The 16443-nt window shown below is 40.4% G+C and carries 10 protein-coding genes; 4 read left to right on the top strand and 6 right to left on the bottom strand.

The genetic code is table 11. The features are described from left to right. Positions 1-26 precede the first annotated feature (26 nt). The 4 genes from IQ31_RS12315 to IQ31_RS12300 form a co-directional block, all read right to left on the bottom strand. Positions 27-1346 (bottom strand): RagB/SusD family nutrient uptake outer membrane protein, encoded by a 1320-nt coding sequence (locus tag IQ31_RS12315; protein ID WP_088160372.1) that lies wholly within the window; start codon positions 1344-1346, stop codon positions 27-29. Positions 1347-1367: 21 nt separating this feature from the next. Continuing rightward, positions 1368-4706, bottom strand: coding sequence for a SusC/RagA family TonB-linked outer membrane protein (locus IQ31_RS12310; RefSeq protein WP_075991237.1), 3339 nt, complete (start codon positions 4704-4706; stop codon positions 1368-1370). Between the two features lie 19 nt (positions 4707-4725). Next, entirely contained in the window at positions 4726-7329 is a 2604-nt protein-coding gene (locus tag IQ31_RS12305; RefSeq protein ID WP_232475683.1) for a zinc-dependent metalloprotease, read from the bottom strand. Between the two features lie 382 nt (positions 7330-7711). Next, entirely contained in the window at positions 7712-9106 is a 1395-nt protein-coding gene (locus IQ31_RS12300; protein WP_088160371.1) for a sensor histidine kinase, read from the bottom strand. Between the two features lie 128 nt (positions 9107-9234). Between IQ31_RS12300 and IQ31_RS12295 the strand changes: the two genes are divergently transcribed. The 3 genes from IQ31_RS12295 to IQ31_RS12285 all read left to right on the top strand — a co-directional run bounded on the left by IQ31_RS12295 (position 9235) and on the right by IQ31_RS12285 (position 13041). Then, a complete protein-coding gene (locus IQ31_RS12295) occupies positions 9235-10398 on the top strand; it encodes an AsmA family protein (RefSeq protein ID WP_158638874.1) in 1164 nt (387 codons plus the stop codon). Positions 10399-10400: 2 nt separating this feature from the next. Then, a complete protein-coding gene (locus IQ31_RS12290) occupies positions 10401-12401 on the top strand; it encodes an AsmA-like C-terminal region-containing protein (protein ID WP_145328176.1) in 2001 nt (666 codons plus the stop codon). A 112-nt stretch (positions 12402-12513) separates the two neighbouring features. Then, positions 12514-13041, top strand: a complete 528-nt coding sequence (locus IQ31_RS12285) for a hypothetical protein (RefSeq protein WP_112373688.1) — start codon at positions 12514-12516, stop codon at positions 13039-13041. A gap of 14 nt (positions 13042-13055) precedes the next feature. Here IQ31_RS12285 and IQ31_RS12280 read toward each other — a convergent pair whose 3' ends face one another. Continuing rightward, positions 13056-13469: an NUDIX hydrolase gene (locus IQ31_RS12280; RefSeq protein WP_088160369.1), complete on the bottom strand. Its 414-nt coding sequence runs from the start codon at positions 13467-13469 to the stop codon at positions 13056-13058. A 135-nt stretch (positions 13470-13604) separates the two neighbouring features. Continuing rightward, positions 13605-14762 (bottom strand): aspartate aminotransferase family protein, encoded by a 1158-nt coding sequence (locus IQ31_RS12275; RefSeq protein ID WP_145328175.1) that lies wholly within the window; start codon positions 14760-14762, stop codon positions 13605-13607. Positions 14763-14981: 219 nt separating this feature from the next. Here IQ31_RS12275 and pdxR point away from each other — a divergent pair, with 219 nt between their 5' ends. After that, positions 14982-16415 (top strand): MocR-like pyridoxine biosynthesis transcription factor PdxR, encoded by a 1434-nt coding sequence (pdxR, locus tag IQ31_RS12270; protein WP_145328174.1) that lies wholly within the window; start codon positions 14982-14984, stop codon positions 16413-16415. Positions 16416-16443 lie beyond the last annotated feature (28 nt).

Below are 16443 nucleotides of genomic sequence, written 5' to 3'. Positions count from 1 at the left end.
ATATATATAGGATTTAAAAAAATAGATTATTTCAACAGATCGGGATTATTATTGATTGCTTCCTGTGGATAACGTATCACATAACGAGGATCGTTCTGCTGCAGTGTTACCGTTCTGCCGAAACTACTGTGTGTGATCGCCGGTCTTGTCGTCCGTTTTAGATCATACCACCGTAATCCCTCTAGCGCCAGTTCACGCTTGCGTTCCAGCAGAACCGCATCTAGCAATTGCTCCTTTGACAAACCTGCGTCAGCCTTAGTTTCTTTGGCATAGGCATCTGCGGTAAATCTGTTTTTCTTTAAAGCAGACAGATATTTTAATGCTTCTGCTGTATTTCCCAGACGAACATAACATTCGGCCAACGTCAAATAAAGATCAGCATTTCTAAAACTCACATTAAAACGGTTGTCCCCACCTTTGAGGGATACATAATCGCCCCCACTTTTTTGGAAGTAACGACCTTTTCTCAAATCGCCTGCAGAATAACTGTCTAACAAGGCCGGTGAAATAAAGGAACTTGTACGTACTCCAGGAACAGATACTTTTTCCAAAGCCATAATCATCTCCGCTGATTCAAAATCATTCGGAAGTAGGCTTCCAGCAGCATTGAGATCAACCAATTTGTCATTTATAACCAAAGCTTTTTTAGCGGCATCAATTGCTTCTTGCCACTCACCGCGATATAAATGAACGCGTGAGGCCATGGCAAAAGCAGCGCGTTTGCTAAAGCGATAATTAACACCTTTTGCCTGATCATCCACAGTCAGTAAAGCTGTCCCTTTTCCCATATCAGCCAGGATCTGCGCATAAGACTCTCCAATGGTCACAGGTACAAAACGTTGTTCCAGGTCAATCTTTGTCGATAAAGGAACGCCCCGAAGCCCTGCATTACTCGCCGAATAGACCTCGCTGTAGAGATTTAATAACTCAAAATGAGCATAAGCACGCATCAGATAAGCTTCTCCTTTGATTTGGTCCACTGCTGCATTGCTAGCCAACTTTTCATCGATTGTACTAATGACCTGATTGGTATAAAAAATACTACTATAAAATGTCAGATAGGGATAAGCAATTGTTGTCGGATCAGGATTTTGATCGTTCCAAAGATAAATATCTTTGGTTCTAGCGGCATCAGTCGAACTTTCATCCAACAATAGCTCATCTGTCCGCAAGGACAAATAGGACTTATGTGCAGGAAAGTTTGCATAACTGCTTGTCATTAAACCTCTAAAATCACTTTCCGAAGTAGGGATAACCGTCCCTACCGGTTTTATATCTAAATATTTATCGCAGGAATTCAATGCACTGGCTGCCATGATCATTCCAAAATAAACTATCTTTTTCATGTTATAAATCAATTAAAAGAATTAAAAACTCGCTGACAGACCGAAGGCAAAAGACTTGCTGATCGGTTGTGCATAATAATTACCGTAAGTTTCAGGATCAAAATATCCGTCATAATTTGCTCCAAAGACAAATAGGTTACGTCCTTCTACATTCACGCGTAAATTGCTTGTACCAATTTTTTTACTTAATGCAGCAGGGAGTGTATAACCTAAACGAATGCTATTGATGCGGACATAGCTCATTTTCTTTGCCCAGATATCATAGAGATTGAATGATTTAATTGGATCATTGCTTTCCAACCAAGCATAGGCCATCCAGCGATCATTGAATTCAGAACTTATGCTTCCCAAAGCAGGCATATTACCACCCTCTTGCAGTGCCTTCAAAAGATCTGTTGTATAATTCTGACCACGGTCTACCAGAGCCGGATTATAAGTCGGTGTACGGCTTACCCAACGCTCCAAATTAAACACAGCAGAAATTGCGAGATCAAAATTAGCATAACGGAAACGGTTGGTCATTCCGCCGATAAACTTCGGATCTTTACTACCCTTGTATTTAAATTTAGAACGGTATTCTGCAGCGGTCATATCGGTTTGCGAAATATAACCTGGCAAAAACTCCGCCCATGGATCATATAATCCAAAAAACTGTTCAAAGCTCGAAACGGATCCATCCTGATTTCTGAACTGCATCACCCCATCTTTATCCAAACCAGCCGTTTCCAATACGTATAGGCCATTAATTGGACGCCCTTCCTGTGTTTCAAGCGCATAGGCTTTTGGATCAGCGAGTACTTTTAATAATTTATTACTATTGTGTGCAATATTAAAGTCCGTTGACCAGGAGAATTTATCCGTTTGGATCTGACGGCTTGATATCGTCAATTCCACGCCTTGGTTTCTTGCTGAGGCCCAATTAACTTTTACGTTTTGGAAACCGTTTTCCAAAGGTATTGCACTATAATCGATTAAGTCGGTACTCTTTCTGTTATAATAATCAACCGTAATATTTAATCTGTTTTTCCATAGGCCTAAATCAATCCCAGCATTATAAGATTGGGTCTTTTCCCAGCGAAGTTTATCATTAGCAGGCATCTCAACAAATACAGTTCCTTCATTATTTCCTGGCAACATGGTAATGTTATTATAAAAACCAACAATAAAAGGATAAGTATTGCGATCAATATTTCCTTGCGTACCGTAAGACGCGCGCACTCGGAGATCAGACAAAGCGGTTTTTCCTTTAATAAACTCTTCCTCTAGCACATTCCATGATCCCGAAACAGACCAAATCGGTAGAAAACGATATTTGGGATCAACACCAAACATATTAGAACCATCTTGTCGAATACTTGCATATACATTGTATTTCCGATCAAAAGTATAGGTCGCATTCCCATAGAACGAGGCATATGAGCTTTCTACAAATCCTTTTTTATACTGTACAAACCTTGAGTCATTTTGGTAGTTGCTATTTGGAAAAACAAGTGTTTGCGTCGTCAATGTTGCCGGATTGTACCCGAATCCCTTCGTTGTTACGATTTCACTCTTGCTCCGTCTCAGTTCCGTTCCTCCCATCAATTCCAGCTCATGGCGATCGTTCCAGGTTTTGTTGTACTTTAAATAAGTTTTCCAATTGTATTGGAAAACGCTATTATTGGAATTTTCTATTGTCCCACCAGTAGGCAAAAAATACTTATTTGTCTTGCTGGCGGCATCGTAGTAGCGGGTCGCAGCACGCAATTTTCGGGTGTTATAACTTTCCTGATCTGCAAATTTTTCAGTTTTATTTTCATCAAATTGCAAACCAAGCTCTGTTCTCAGGGATAACTGTGGTAAAATAGCGTATTCCAAATAACTGATTGCTTTCAGTGCTTTATTTGTTAACGTGTATTTGGTATTATCGCGCTCTTCAATTGCGTTAAATGGGATATAAGTATCTCTTTCAAAGCCCTCGATATCTGGATCATAGTTAAATTTCCCAGATTGATCATAAACTGAAAGATATGGATTAACCGAACGCACATAATAACTTGGGTTCGTGAAAGCATCACGATCCTGAATCGGATTTTGTCTATTCGAAACTGATCCTAATATATTAATACCAGCTTTAAACCGATCGTTGATTGTAAAATCGTTATTTAATGTCAATGAATAACGACGAAGATCTACCGCTTTTGTAGCACCTTTTTCATCGTACAAACCTGTTGACAAATAATAGCGATGCCCATCATTACCGCCTGAAATAGACGCGGAATACTGTTGATTGACCGCCTGACGGTATAATTCATTCCCCCAATTCGTTTGTTGCGTGCGCAATTGACTGATCGACTGCTGTACTTCCGGTGACAAAGCTGCTAAACCACCGGTGCGATAAGCATCCAATGCATTTGCTTTATTTAGTATCCGCATAACAGCGCCCTTATCCGTACGATAATTGAGATCCGTACGATTGGCCATCAATAACTCAAAATTCACTTTTTCATTAGCATCCATCAGATTGAGTTTACCGAAATCCGGACGTTGCGTCACAAAGGTATTTGCTGACACCTGCAATTTTGCGGGACCAGATTTACCTCTTTTTGTGGTAATCACAATGACCCCATTTGCGGCCCGGGCACCATAAATTGAAGTCGCCGCAGCATCTTTTAAAACGGTAATATCGGCGATATCATCGGGATTGATGCCTGCAATAGGAAGATTTGTCAAGCTATTAAGATCATCTTTCTCTATTCGGTTTGGCATTGCCGTACCTTCAATCGGCAGTCCGTCAATCACCCATAAGGGATCTTGTGTGCCATTGAGTGATACAGTACCACGAATACGGATCTGTGGAGCACTATTGGGGCCGCCATTAAAATTGCTCAACTGCAAACCTGCCACCTGACCAGCAAGCATTTCATCGATCGATGCAACCCCCGTCTGTTTGATGTCCGCTACATTGATTTTATTGTAAGCCGTCGTATTCTTACGTTTTTTGATATCCGTATAACCTGTTACGATCACTTCATCCAAGGACTCACCACTTGGCTGAAGCAAGATTGTCTTATGATCCTGAAATACCGGCACCTGAATACGCTGGTACCCGACATAGCTAATCGTTACATACTTTAAATTACTAGGCACTTTTAAGCGAAATTCACCAGCCGCATCGGTCAATGAACCCAATGCCGACTGCTGCACCTGATTAGGTACACCGATATCTTCTGCTACTGCCGAACTTTCAACGACAACCGTCGCCCCCACGACCGGTTTTAACGTGACCGCATCCAAAACCTTTCCTTTCAGTTCCCTGGATTCCTGCGCATGCGCAACGTGCACACACATGAAGGTCAACGGTATTAAAAACTTATTCATTTTGGTAGATGTTAATATATTAGTTTAATTCTAAGGTATTTGCAATACGTAGTAAAAGATCCATGTAATGCGATTTTGTAGTCGCGTCACCTGTCCGCTGCTTTTGCTTCAACAACTGGTAGATCTCATATAGTTCAGCACGTTTATAGGTCAACATATCGGAAGTGCGTATCATACCAGTGACATGTACATTCCGAAGTCCCGTTTGTGAAGAGGATGCATGTTGTGGATGTAAACATAGATCAGGTTGTATCGCTTCAACTAGCTGCTCAATGCCTGCCAGCTTCTTCGCATTTAATTTCTCCATGGATTTGTTTGTAGATACCATCAGAACATCCACATAGTTTTGTTGTAGCATCCGTGTTTTAAGGTCCAACGATTGTCCACTGATGGTTTTAGCAAAGATCGTCTGACGTACAGAAGTTAGAAACTCAGGTGCACTCCATGCTTTTCTACTTCCAAAAAGATTTTCCATCTCAACCATACGCAGCAAACGTTCATCATTGACCAGTTTATACAACATGGCATACTGAAATTCACGTTGTAAGTTATAAGGAGCATACTCAAATGGTCCTATTGGAGAATCTTTCAATGGAAAAGTTTTTGCCATCAGCTCTGGGACGAACAACCACTCGGGCATGTAAAAGACATTCTTCTTGAGGTATTCCAAAGCACGTACTTGTTTGTCTGTTGGTACTGGACTATAGGCATCTTTTTGATCGCCCAAAACAGCATTTTCCAGGTATATTCCCCCGATATTATTTAAGACATGGTCAGCATACGCATACCATTGTCCGACTACACCCATATATAATTTACCGGCACGGTAGTAATCATCACCTACATTAGTGGTCCAGTTGATAATATTAGGCATCATACGACGCAGATTCCGCATGCCATATTCACCAGCTTTCATCGCGTCGTCACCAAGATCTTCCGATTGAGCCCGCGGATCAACGATATTTTTAGAATCTTGCTGTTCACCGTAATGGTAAATAGGATCATGTACATGGCTGTCAATTTCCTTTCTCAGCAAAGGAATTTCATCCCAAGGTTGCGTTTTGCCATACCAACGGTAAGCCCAGCCAATGGCATACTTGTCGTAAGCACCGATCACGGGAGTGATCTGTTCCACACCATCTTCGGGTTGTGCCACATAATTGAAACGAGCGTAATCCATAATTGAAGGAGCAGTCCCCCCCATTTTAGCGGTGAAGCTTTTACTACGCAATGAATCAACAGGAAAACTTGCCGAGGAGCCCATGTTATGCATAAGACCCAAGGTATGCCCAATTTCATGGGAAGAAACAAAGCGAATGGCATGTGCCATTTTTTCATCCGAAAACACATTGGATCGTACCGATGTATCTACTATACCTGTTTGTATACGCATCCAGCTATTTAAAATCGTCATGACGTTGTGCCACCAGATCACATCGGCTTCAAGGATCTCCCCCGAGCGCGGATCGACCACAGAAGGTCCCATGGCATTAGCCTGAGCAGATGCTGCGTAAACGATCGAGGATACATTGGCATCATCGGGATCAAATTTGACACTATCCGGCTGTTGTTTGGCCAGAATTGCATTTTTGAAACCAGCAGCTTCAAAGGCAACCTGCCAATCATGAACTCCATCGATGATCGCTTGTCGCCACTGTTTTGGTGTCGCCGGATCTAAATAAAAGACAATCGGTTTCTTTGGTTCGACCAACTCCCCTTTCAGATACCGCGCTTTATCTTCGTCACGCGGCTCTAAGCGCCAGCGATTGACCAGATTTTTCTTATCCAGTTCCTGTTGTTTATCATTAAAATACCAACGTGGTGAAGTAAAGAAACCTACTCTTGGATCTGCAAACCGCGCAACCATAGGATTTTCAGGCAGTTCGTAAAGATTACTTGTAATTTCTAAAGAAACCGGTACAGATTCATCACCTTCAGTGACCTTGGTAGAGAATACAGACTTCACAACGATATTATTCGCATAGGATTTAATGTCTTCAACGGTAGATATACTCGTTTTAGGTGAAGTTCCCAAACCCAAAGACGTAAACACATCCGTAAAGCTTTTTTCTGAACCGTCAAATACTTTATTGACTTTGATCACCACGGCACTTGAATCCTTTGAATAGCTTTCAATCTTAAACGATTCAATATAAGAAGGGCGATAATTATCATATACCGAAGCGGCTATTGCGTCACCCTTAGGTACTTCGACCTGCGGTTTAATCTCCGAAACCCACACTTCTTTTTTCTCTTTACGATGGGTAAAACGAATGACCTTATTTTCATAATTCATCCCTTTGTTTACCCCAGCCTCATTCAAGGCCAACGGTACAGAAGATAGCTTTTGGATCAACAATATATCTTGCCCCATCTTTTTCAATGGAATTTCAAAGTAGTAGTTGTTTTCTTTACGGATCACAGTAAACATTCCACTATCCACACGCGCATCTTTCAACAATTTGTCGTATGCAGCTGTAGAATCTTTCTTTGCCGTAGAATCTTTGGCAGAAGTAACCGTCTCTTTTTTTCTTAAACCTACGGTTTGCAATATAGAACAAGATTGCATTAGACCCGCCGAAAATAAAAGACCAATGGCTAGCTTAGTATAAGTGTTTTTCATCAAATAATTATTTTTGAGCTCGCTTTCAAAGGCATAAATGAGCTCGTGGCATTCTATTTGTTTTTCACTGGTGACGACGTAACATCAACCGAAAATCCATTATTGATCCTAAGCCTGTTTTAGCTTCGGATTTTGTATCAGAAAGTAATTGCATCTATTCCATGGAGGTCAATCATAAGTTGCACTTTATAAAGACCTTGGCATTTTATGGGATAAGATTAGGCTAATCACAAACTAAAACCGCTGGATTAAGAGCCAAATTTGTTAAAAATATTGTACAGAATAATACATAAAGGGATGAACACGTAGTTCAGAATGATGAACACGCACTATAAAAACATGAATACGCAGACACCTCCAATTTCATTATTCATATACAGCATTATGCGAGTGGTAATCGCACAATAAATTGCCCCGACTCTAACCCGAAATGAAAACCTGCCATGGCATAGTAATTATAGATGGATGACAAATATTTGAGCCCGTACCCCTCACCTTCAAGCTCTGCCCCCTGTCTGGGCTGCCAGTTGTTGCTAACCTCCAGCAGGTTGGTTTCGGGTATATAGATTAAATGAATAGTAAGCGGATTCTCTTTCGAAATGCGTGTATGCTTTATCGCATTCTCGATCAGCATTTGCAAACCCAAACGTGGAATTTTCTGTTCTAATAATTCTCTTGGAATATTTATATCCATATCCTGCAATGCCGCGCCGAACCGCACCTGCTGCAAAAAGAAATAGGCTTTGGCCAATTCCAGTTCCTCCCTTAGCGTAGACCATTCTGCCTCATCTGTACGCAACATTTTACGATAAACCTTGGTCATCTTTCCAATAAAAGACTTGGCCAGTTCATCGTCTTTTCCGATCAGGTACTGAAGCGACCCAAATGTATTGAATAGAAAATGTGGATTGATCTGTTGTCGCAATTGTACTAGACGCATCTGTGTATATTCATTTTTCTGCTTCAAAGCAAGCAATTTCAATTGTTGAATCTTGCGTCGCTCCATAACATTGAAATAGATCAATACCATCGCCACCAACATTAACCCCACACCGAGCAAGATACTATAGGTCAACAATTCCTGGATTTCTTCTTCGATACTCAACAAGAGAACATACACCTTGATTTCACCACCAACAAACAGAATGTTACAGGGATAGGAATTAACCATCACGTCCAGCTGCAGAAAATCTGACTGGACAATTTGCCCCTGTTTTGACACAGCGGCAGTATTTCTCTTTCCCCATTTTCGATTATCTGGAGAATATACACAGATGCCGCGGTCATCATAGATCTCAAAATAAGCCCGCCTTCCGAAATTGAGCTTCGAAAAATAAGCATTCAGCCTTTCGATATCCATATAGATATGATATAGCCGATGATTTATTGTTCGTGTCCGTAACAATGTTAGCATCCTATGGCTTATATAATCAGGTTGGCCTACCGGGATAATGACCAATAAGGAATCACCACTTTCCTTTGGATCAAACGTGGGTTGTTCCAATATTTTTTTCTCAGAAAGGTACAGATCCTGCTGTAGCAATTCCAATTGCTTTTTGACAAGAAACATATTCTCATCCGCAAAATCGATCAATATTCTTTTCTTAAGACGATCAACTTTATGATGGATAACACCGAGCAATCCCCCTCCTACCAGCAGCAGCAACAACAAACAGACAATTAGGATAATACTATTTTTCTGTTCGGCATTTTTAAATCGAAATTTCACGGCGCAAAAATACATCAAAATTTTCAAAGCTTTAGCAAACAAGTTCATAAGAAAGCTCTAACCCAGCCTTTTGTCAATGAAACACGACATATTCCAAGAGCTAACCAAAATAAATGGGGCATTTAATAAAGATTAATAATAATTTTCTGATTTTTGTAACCACAAAAAATTACAAAGTGTCAAAAGCAACATTTATAAAAGTTGTGAAACGTATCGCTATCGTTTTTACAAGCATCGTCGTACTACTCGTTATCAGCATATTATCTATTCCCTATATATTCGAAAATGAAGTAAATAGCAAGGTCAAATCACTCGTAAACGAGCATATTACTGGTGAGTTAAATTATTCAAAAGTAAGATTAACCTTCTTTGATCAATTCCCTTTGCTTACTGCATCGATGGATGATGTCTTACTAAAAGGGGCCGAGCCTTTTAAAAACGATACGCTGCTTGCCGCGAAAAAAGTCAGTTTTGGTGTGGATTTGATGAGCCTGCTCAAATCCAAAATTGTCATCGATAAATTTATCGTGAACAGCGGAAAGATCAACATTCTGGTTGACTCCCTGGGTAATGCCAATTACAATATTTATAAATCTAGCCCCGCTGATTCCACAAAAACACAAGACAATTCCGAAAGCAGTGCTTTAGCCTTCCAACTGATTAAACTGGAAAAAACCAATCTACATTACGAAGACCGCTCTATTCCGCTTAAGATAGAAGCAAAGGATTTGGAATATGAAGGCAAGGGGGATCTCATGTCAAATATATTTGACTTAAATACACGGGCAAAAATTGCATCTTTCTCCTTCTCTTTTGACAACGAACTATATGTGGACAAAAAGTCGATCGATGCCAATTTGCTAACACGGATCAATACCAATACGTTATCCTTCGTATTCGAACGAAATGATATTAAAATAAATCAATTACCAGTTCGTTTCCGTGGATTGTTGTCTTTTATTTCCCATGGTTATCACCTAGATTTTAAATTAAAATCACAGGAAAGTACCTTGGCCGAATTACTTTCATTAGTCCCAAATAACTACGCTTCTTGGATCAAGGACCTCTCCGTGAAAGGTACATCTGAGGTTTTTGTTAATCTAGAAGGTGATTATATTGTCGACAACAACAAAATGCCTAATCTTTCACTTGGGCTCATGGTCAACAATGGCTTTCTCGCGTATAAACAATCCACCAATCCGCTAACAGACTGGAATGCAAAATTACGGATAGACTTGCCGGCACTGAATCCAGACTCACTACAAATTGATCTTAAACAATTTGACCTGCTTCAGGCTATTTCAATGCACAGGGCAACATTGCAGGTTTACACCCTGTAACCGTGCATGCCAACATAAAAAGTGATCTTAATCTCGATAAACTCCATGCCTCGCTACAGTTTCCCGATTTTTCTTTCGGTGGAAAGTGGAATCTTGACGCGAAAATCGACGGCACATACGCCAAAGCTATTCGTCAGGTAGGGCTCCAAAAACGCGAACAGGAATACGTCGCATCCATTCCTACTTTTGATATCAAAAATACACTCGTAGATGGTAAATTCAAATTGGCTAAGCTCCCACAGGGATTGGACAAAATTGCCTATCGTCTGGAAGCAAAGGATCCCGATGGCCAGTTAAAAAGTGCATCAATAGCAATACATGATATTTCTGTTCAAGCACTTAACAATTATATAAAAGGATTTATTTCAATAACGGATTTTAATAAAATTGCAGTCAATTCCGATTTAAAGGCATCATTTAATTTAGCAGATATCAAAAAATTCTATCCAATTAAACAAGTCGAATTGGCCGGATTGGTGGATGTCAACCTCATAGCAAAAGGTTATGTAGATCTCAAACGAAACATTTTTCCCGAAACCAATACGTCCATCGTGATGAAGAATGGATTGATCAAGTCAAATGATTATCCTATCCCGATGGAAAATATTCAGGTCGAAGCTTTTGTCAATAGCGAAAAAGGTTCACTTCGAGATCTGAATGTCAAAATCCTACCGGTATCGTTTACATTTGCGGGTGAACCTTTTTTCTTGAATGCAGACCTCAAGAACTTCAATAACATCAAATACAACATACAGTCCAAGGGTAAGCTCAATCTCGGCCCTATTTATAAACTCTTTGCATTGGATGGTACCAATGTCGATGGCTTTATCTATACAGATTTCAGTTTAAAAGGCTTACAGAGCGATGCCACCAATGGTCATTATAACCGACTTCAAAATAGCGGTCGGTTAAGTATTGGAAATATCCAGGTTCAGTCCGACATGCTTCCACAGCCTATTGCAATTCGAAGTGGGAACTTCAGTTTTAATCAGGAGAAAATGAATTTCGATAAATTCCTGGTTGCCTATGCTAAGAATGATATTTCCATCAAAGGATATCTCAACAATATTATTAATTATGCAACAAGTAGTCAAGCACCGTTAAAAGGTCAATTTACACTCAGCAGCAAGAAAATCAATGTGGATGATTTCATGGTTTTCGGATCACCATCTTCCTCGACAGCTACAGGCACGTCCGAAAGCGGTGTGGTTCTTCTCCCCAAAAATTTGGACGTTCAGGTCTTAGGGCTTGTCAACGCCATATCATATAACAAAATGAATATCAAAGATTTCAAAGGAGACCTACAGGTAAAAGAAGGTAAGATGACACTTAATAAGACAAACTTTGAACTTGCGGGACTGAAAGTAGATATGAACGGAAGTTATCGTCCCATAAATCCACGTAGAGCAAGTTTTGATTATGCGGTGAAAGCCGACAGCTTTGATATTCAACGCGCTTACAAAGAGATACCGATGTTCAGGGAAATGGTTAGCTCTGCCAAAAATGCTTATGGTCTTGTTTCATTGGATTACAAATTGGGTGGCCTATTGAATGGCAATATGCAACCAGTAATGCCTTCTATCGTCGGCGAGGGATCCTTAACGCTAAATCAGATTAAGTTCAGAGGCTTCAAACTACTCAATGGAATTAGTCAATCTACTTCCAAAGAAAAATTGAAGGATGGCGAAGTAAAAAAAGTTGTTATTAAATCCCATATCAAAAATAATGTGATGACCATCGAACGCACGAAAATGAAAATGATGGGATTCAGGCCTCGCTTTGAAGGCCAAGTAACCTTAGACGGACGGATGAACCTGGGTTTTAGACTGGGCTTACCTCCTTTTGGAATCTTTGGGATACCTATGCGAATTACGGGCACTCCAGATAACTTTCATTTAAAAATGGGAAAATACAAAGAAGAGGATCTCGACATGGACATGGATGACGAGGACAGTAAAGTATATAAAGAATCTCAAAAAGTGCAAGAAACACAGGCTAAGTAAACGCGTAATTAGTTTTAGTAAATTCAGTCGACACAATAGTGCTGAATTAAAAACGTTATTAAGTTAACAGAAAGATTTGTTAACTTAATAACGTTTTTAATTGTTGAAAACTATGAGATATATACTAATTATACCGATTGCGGTTCTATCCATCTGCAGTTGGTCCAGTTTCAATACCGTTAACGATCAGAAAAACCCCTTATATGGGAAAGTATTCCGTGAGATCAATGAAATTGCTGAATTAAAATCTTATACCTACACAACTGGCGCACTTATTGAAACCGACAAGAATGCACAGGGCGATTATCGCTTTGCTGCCGGCTATTTTACAAATGCCAAAAATGGTGTTTGTATTTTAGAGGAATTGTTACCCGATGATAGCAAAGGTAAAGTCAAATACAAGATTTTGGATACCATCAATATCCAAAAACTGAAGTCCAACGAGCAGCTTAGCTTATGCAACTGCAAGCAAGGAGACAAACCAAACAGTGAAATTATAGCCATTAGCCGGGTCGATGAAAGCAAAGAATATTTCGACAAAATCGTCAAGGCATGGCGTATGGATACCAAAAGCCAGAAAATTATACCTTTAAAAGACACAAAAGGTATAAGCTGTCTCAATGAAGGCTATGGCATCTAGTAGCGACAGGGTTTTTAAATCAATCCGTCAGCCTTCAACTTGTCAAACACATGCAAAACGCCAATGACCTGGATCGGTTCTTCCTGGTACTCTTGGTGTGAAAAATAACGAACGGCACCAATCTCATTACTGGGTTCGATCTGCTCTGTTAATGGATACAGAAAACAATCTTGTTCCATGATAACCTCTGGCACAAGCCCGTATGCCGGGGCTGTAACATGGCAATAATAGGAGATTTTATCCGGATCCAGATTGATATTTAGCTCCTCCAAAATTTCACGACGAAGGGACTGCAGAGCTTCCTCCCCCGCATCAATCTTTCCACCCGGCAGATACCATGCCTTTCTATTGTTGCTATACGCTAATAATAATTTATCCTCCTTAATACTCACTAAACCCGCTGTAGGCAAACATTTTGTTGTTGTCATGAAATCTATTATAAACTATTACTGATTAAATACGCTAGATGTGAAATTACTTCTTTTACGACATTTATCAAAGCGCGACAGCTAATTTGGAGAATCCTTCATTAAAACTTAGCACAAAATCAATAGAGAGGCTAATCAATATCCCGAAACATCATGGGCTAGTTTCTCTTTGAGCACAAGCTTCCGTAGACTCTTCAAAAAAGTCTCCGCATGATTCATGGTAAAACACAGCGGCGGTAATAGACGGAGCGTATAGCGTCCTGCATATCCTGTAAAAATCTTTTCAGAAAACAGAAGTTCTTTCCGCAGTTGTCGAATATCGTTTTCAAACTCTACGCCGATCATCAAACCTTGCCCTCTAACTTCACTCACGCCATGAATTTTTCTTAATTCTGTCAACAAAAATTCACCTACAACTGCGGCATTATCAATCAATTGCTCCTTTTGAATTACATCAAGTACAGCCAGAGCCGCCGCGCAGACCGCATGACTTCCGCCAAAAGTAGTCCCCAATTGTCCTATGACCGGCTTTATTTTAGGCGAAATAATTGTCGCCCCCATCGGCAGCCCATTTGCAATCCCTTTGGCCACAGTAATTAGATCGGCTTCTATCCCTGCATGCTGATGTGCAAAGAAAAGTCCCGTGCGCCCATACCCGCATTGAATTTCATCCAAAATAAGCATGGTCCCAGTTTTCGTGCAAATTGCTCTTACTTCCTGTAAGAAACTAGTACTTGCCCGATGAATTCCCCCGACACCTTGAATAGGTTCAATAATGACCGCACAATATTCTTCCGTTTCCAATTGTTTTTTCAAACTGGAGATCTCGTTGAAAGGTGTAAAGACAAATTGTTCACTTTCATTTAATGGTGCACGAATTGACTGGATATCCGTTGCCGCAACCGCAGCTGAGGTTCTCCCATGAAACGCATTGGACATCGCCAATACTTTCCTCCTTCCCGTATGGAACGAAGCTAACTTCAGTGCATTTTCATTTGCTTCAGCTCCCGAATTACTGTAAAAAATAGCATACGTCGGATAACCACAGGCACTGCCTAAGCGTTCGGCCAAACGATCCTGAAGATCGTTTGTAACTGCATTTGAATAAAATCCGATCTTGTTCATCTGTTTTATAGTTTGCTCAACAACATGCGGATGGCTATGCCCAACAGAAATAACGGCATGACCACCATAGAGATCTAGATAGGCCTGCTGCTGTTTATCATAGACAAAGCAACCAAGAGCTCGTTCGATCGCAATATCAACTTTCTCAAAAACGGGAAATGGTTTCATGAATGACTTAGAATTAGTAAAACTCAAAAATCCACTTAAATCCCCTTTCATTCCTAGTCCAAGATGGTTATTTATTCCTAGTCCAGCCGAAACAGGCAATAAACAAAATAACTCATCTTAAATAGAATAGCGCAGCACTGCTCATGCGCCATCTATCGAATGTATTTTAATCCTGCAGAACAATTGTATATTTGAACAATTACCCGATACAACAGCCTCATGCTTAGACCTTGGAATTTAACGATAGATATTGACAGATCCTCTTCAAAAGCGATTTACATCCAAATAGCGGATAACATTGCTGCTGATATTCAATCAGGTAGATTGCCGAAAGGAACGGCCTTACCGAGTAGCAGATCTCTTGCAGCCCAACTAAAATTAAACCGAAACACGGTAATTGATGCCATACAGTTGCTGTTGAGTGAAGGCTGGCTGGTTAGTCAAGCACGTAGAGGTATATTTGTAGCGGCCCAATTACCTTATGGCTCGAACCTATATGTTGCACAAAAGATCGAATTATCTGATCTTCAGCCTCCAACACGTATTATATTCGATGACGGTAATCCAGACAGTAAGATTGCCCCGGTAGAACAGCTCGGACGGGCTTATCGCCAAATTTTTAAACGCAGCGCACGTTGGAAAATGATGGGATATGCCGATCCCCGAGGTCATCTAGATTTTCGTGAAGAAATCGCCAATATGCTCAACATCGAACGCAACATGCACATCGATAAAAATAAGCTATGCATCAGTCGTGGAAGCCAAATGGCCATGTACCTGGTCGCCCAATGCCTATTGCAGCGCGATGATTATATCTTTGTAGAGTCCCCTGGATACCATTCAGCCTGGAAGATCTTTGAAAAAGCCGGCGCGAAATTGATTCCTATTCCCGTAGATACCGATGGTCTTATCGTTGAAAAATTGCTACCTCATTTATTGAAAAAGAGCAACATTAAGGCGCTATACCTTACACCACATCGACAATATCCAACCACTGTCACTTTAAGCAAAGAACGGAGATCACAATTAATAGCATTATCCAACCAATATAACTTCACGATCATTGAGGATGATTACGACTACGAATTTCATTTTGAACAAGTTCCCTATTATCCGCTCGCTTCACAACAGGAGCTGATCAATACAGTATACATTGGTACGCTGAGCAAAGTTGTCGCACCAGCACTCCGTATCGGTTATCTTGCGACGAGAAACGAGCTTTTGCTCCAGCAGATTACCGAACTTCGCTACATCATCGATATCCAAGGTGACAATATTATGGAGCAAGCTGTACTGGAACTCATTCAGGATGGAACAATTCGTAGACATATCCGAAAAGCAACACAGTTTTACAAAAGGAAACGTGATTTTATGATTGCCCAATTGGACAAACATCTGCAGGATCATGTGAACTACACCTCTCCACAAGGGGGATTGGCGGTTTGGCTATCTTTTAAACATCAAATCGACTGGGCATTTTTATTTCAAAAATTAAAGGAAAGATCAGTAGATATACCGCATCCCGAAAACTACGGCAGAGAAAATGTTTTTGGCGGTATACGGCTTGGCTACGGATCCTTATCAGAGGAATTGATCGAAGAAGGAATAGTCATTTTGGCTGAACTTTTGGAACAGGCAAAACTCTCCACGTAATGGTTTGAAACACAAAAAGCAACTAGAC

Origin of the sequence: Sphingobacterium siyangense, assembly GCF_007830445.1 — a bacterium.
Classification (GTDB): domain Bacteria; phylum Bacteroidota; class Bacteroidia; order Sphingobacteriales; family Sphingobacteriaceae; genus Sphingobacterium; species Sphingobacterium siyangense.
The sequence above is the reverse complement of the archived record's forward strand: the minus strand, read 5'-3'. Positions and strand labels throughout refer to the sequence as shown.

What these genes read in the sequence shown, in the direction of transcription:
- IQ31_RS12275 (WP_145328175.1), bottom strand. Translation starts at nt 14,762, where the DNA reads ATGAAACCATTTCCCGTTTTTGAGAAAGTTGATATTGCGATCGAACGA.
- IQ31_RS12300 (WP_088160371.1), bottom strand. Translation starts at nt 9,106, where the DNA reads ATGAACTTGTTTGCTAAAGCTTTGAAAATTTTGATGTATTTTTGCGCC.
- IQ31_RS12305 (WP_232475683.1), bottom strand. Translation starts at nt 7,329, where the DNA reads ATGAAAAACACTTATACTAAGCTAGCCATTGGTCTTTTATTTTCGGCG.
- IQ31_RS12280 (WP_088160369.1), bottom strand. Translation starts at nt 13,469, where the DNA reads ATGACAACAACAAAATGTTTGCCTACAGCGGGTTTAGTGAGTATTAAG.
- IQ31_RS12315 (WP_088160372.1), bottom strand. Translation starts at nt 1,346, where the DNA reads ATGAAAAAGATAGTTTATTTTGGAATGATCATGGCAGCCAGTGCATTG.
- IQ31_RS12285 (WP_112373688.1), top strand. Translation starts at nt 12,514, where the DNA reads ATGAGATATATACTAATTATACCGATTGCGGTTCTATCCATCTGCAGT.
- IQ31_RS12310 (WP_075991237.1), bottom strand. Translation starts at nt 4,706, where the DNA reads ATGAATAAGTTTTTAATACCGTTGACCTTCATGTGTGTGCACGTTGCG.
- pdxR (WP_145328174.1), top strand. Translation starts at nt 14,982, where the DNA reads ATGCTTAGACCTTGGAATTTAACGATAGATATTGACAGATCCTCTTCA.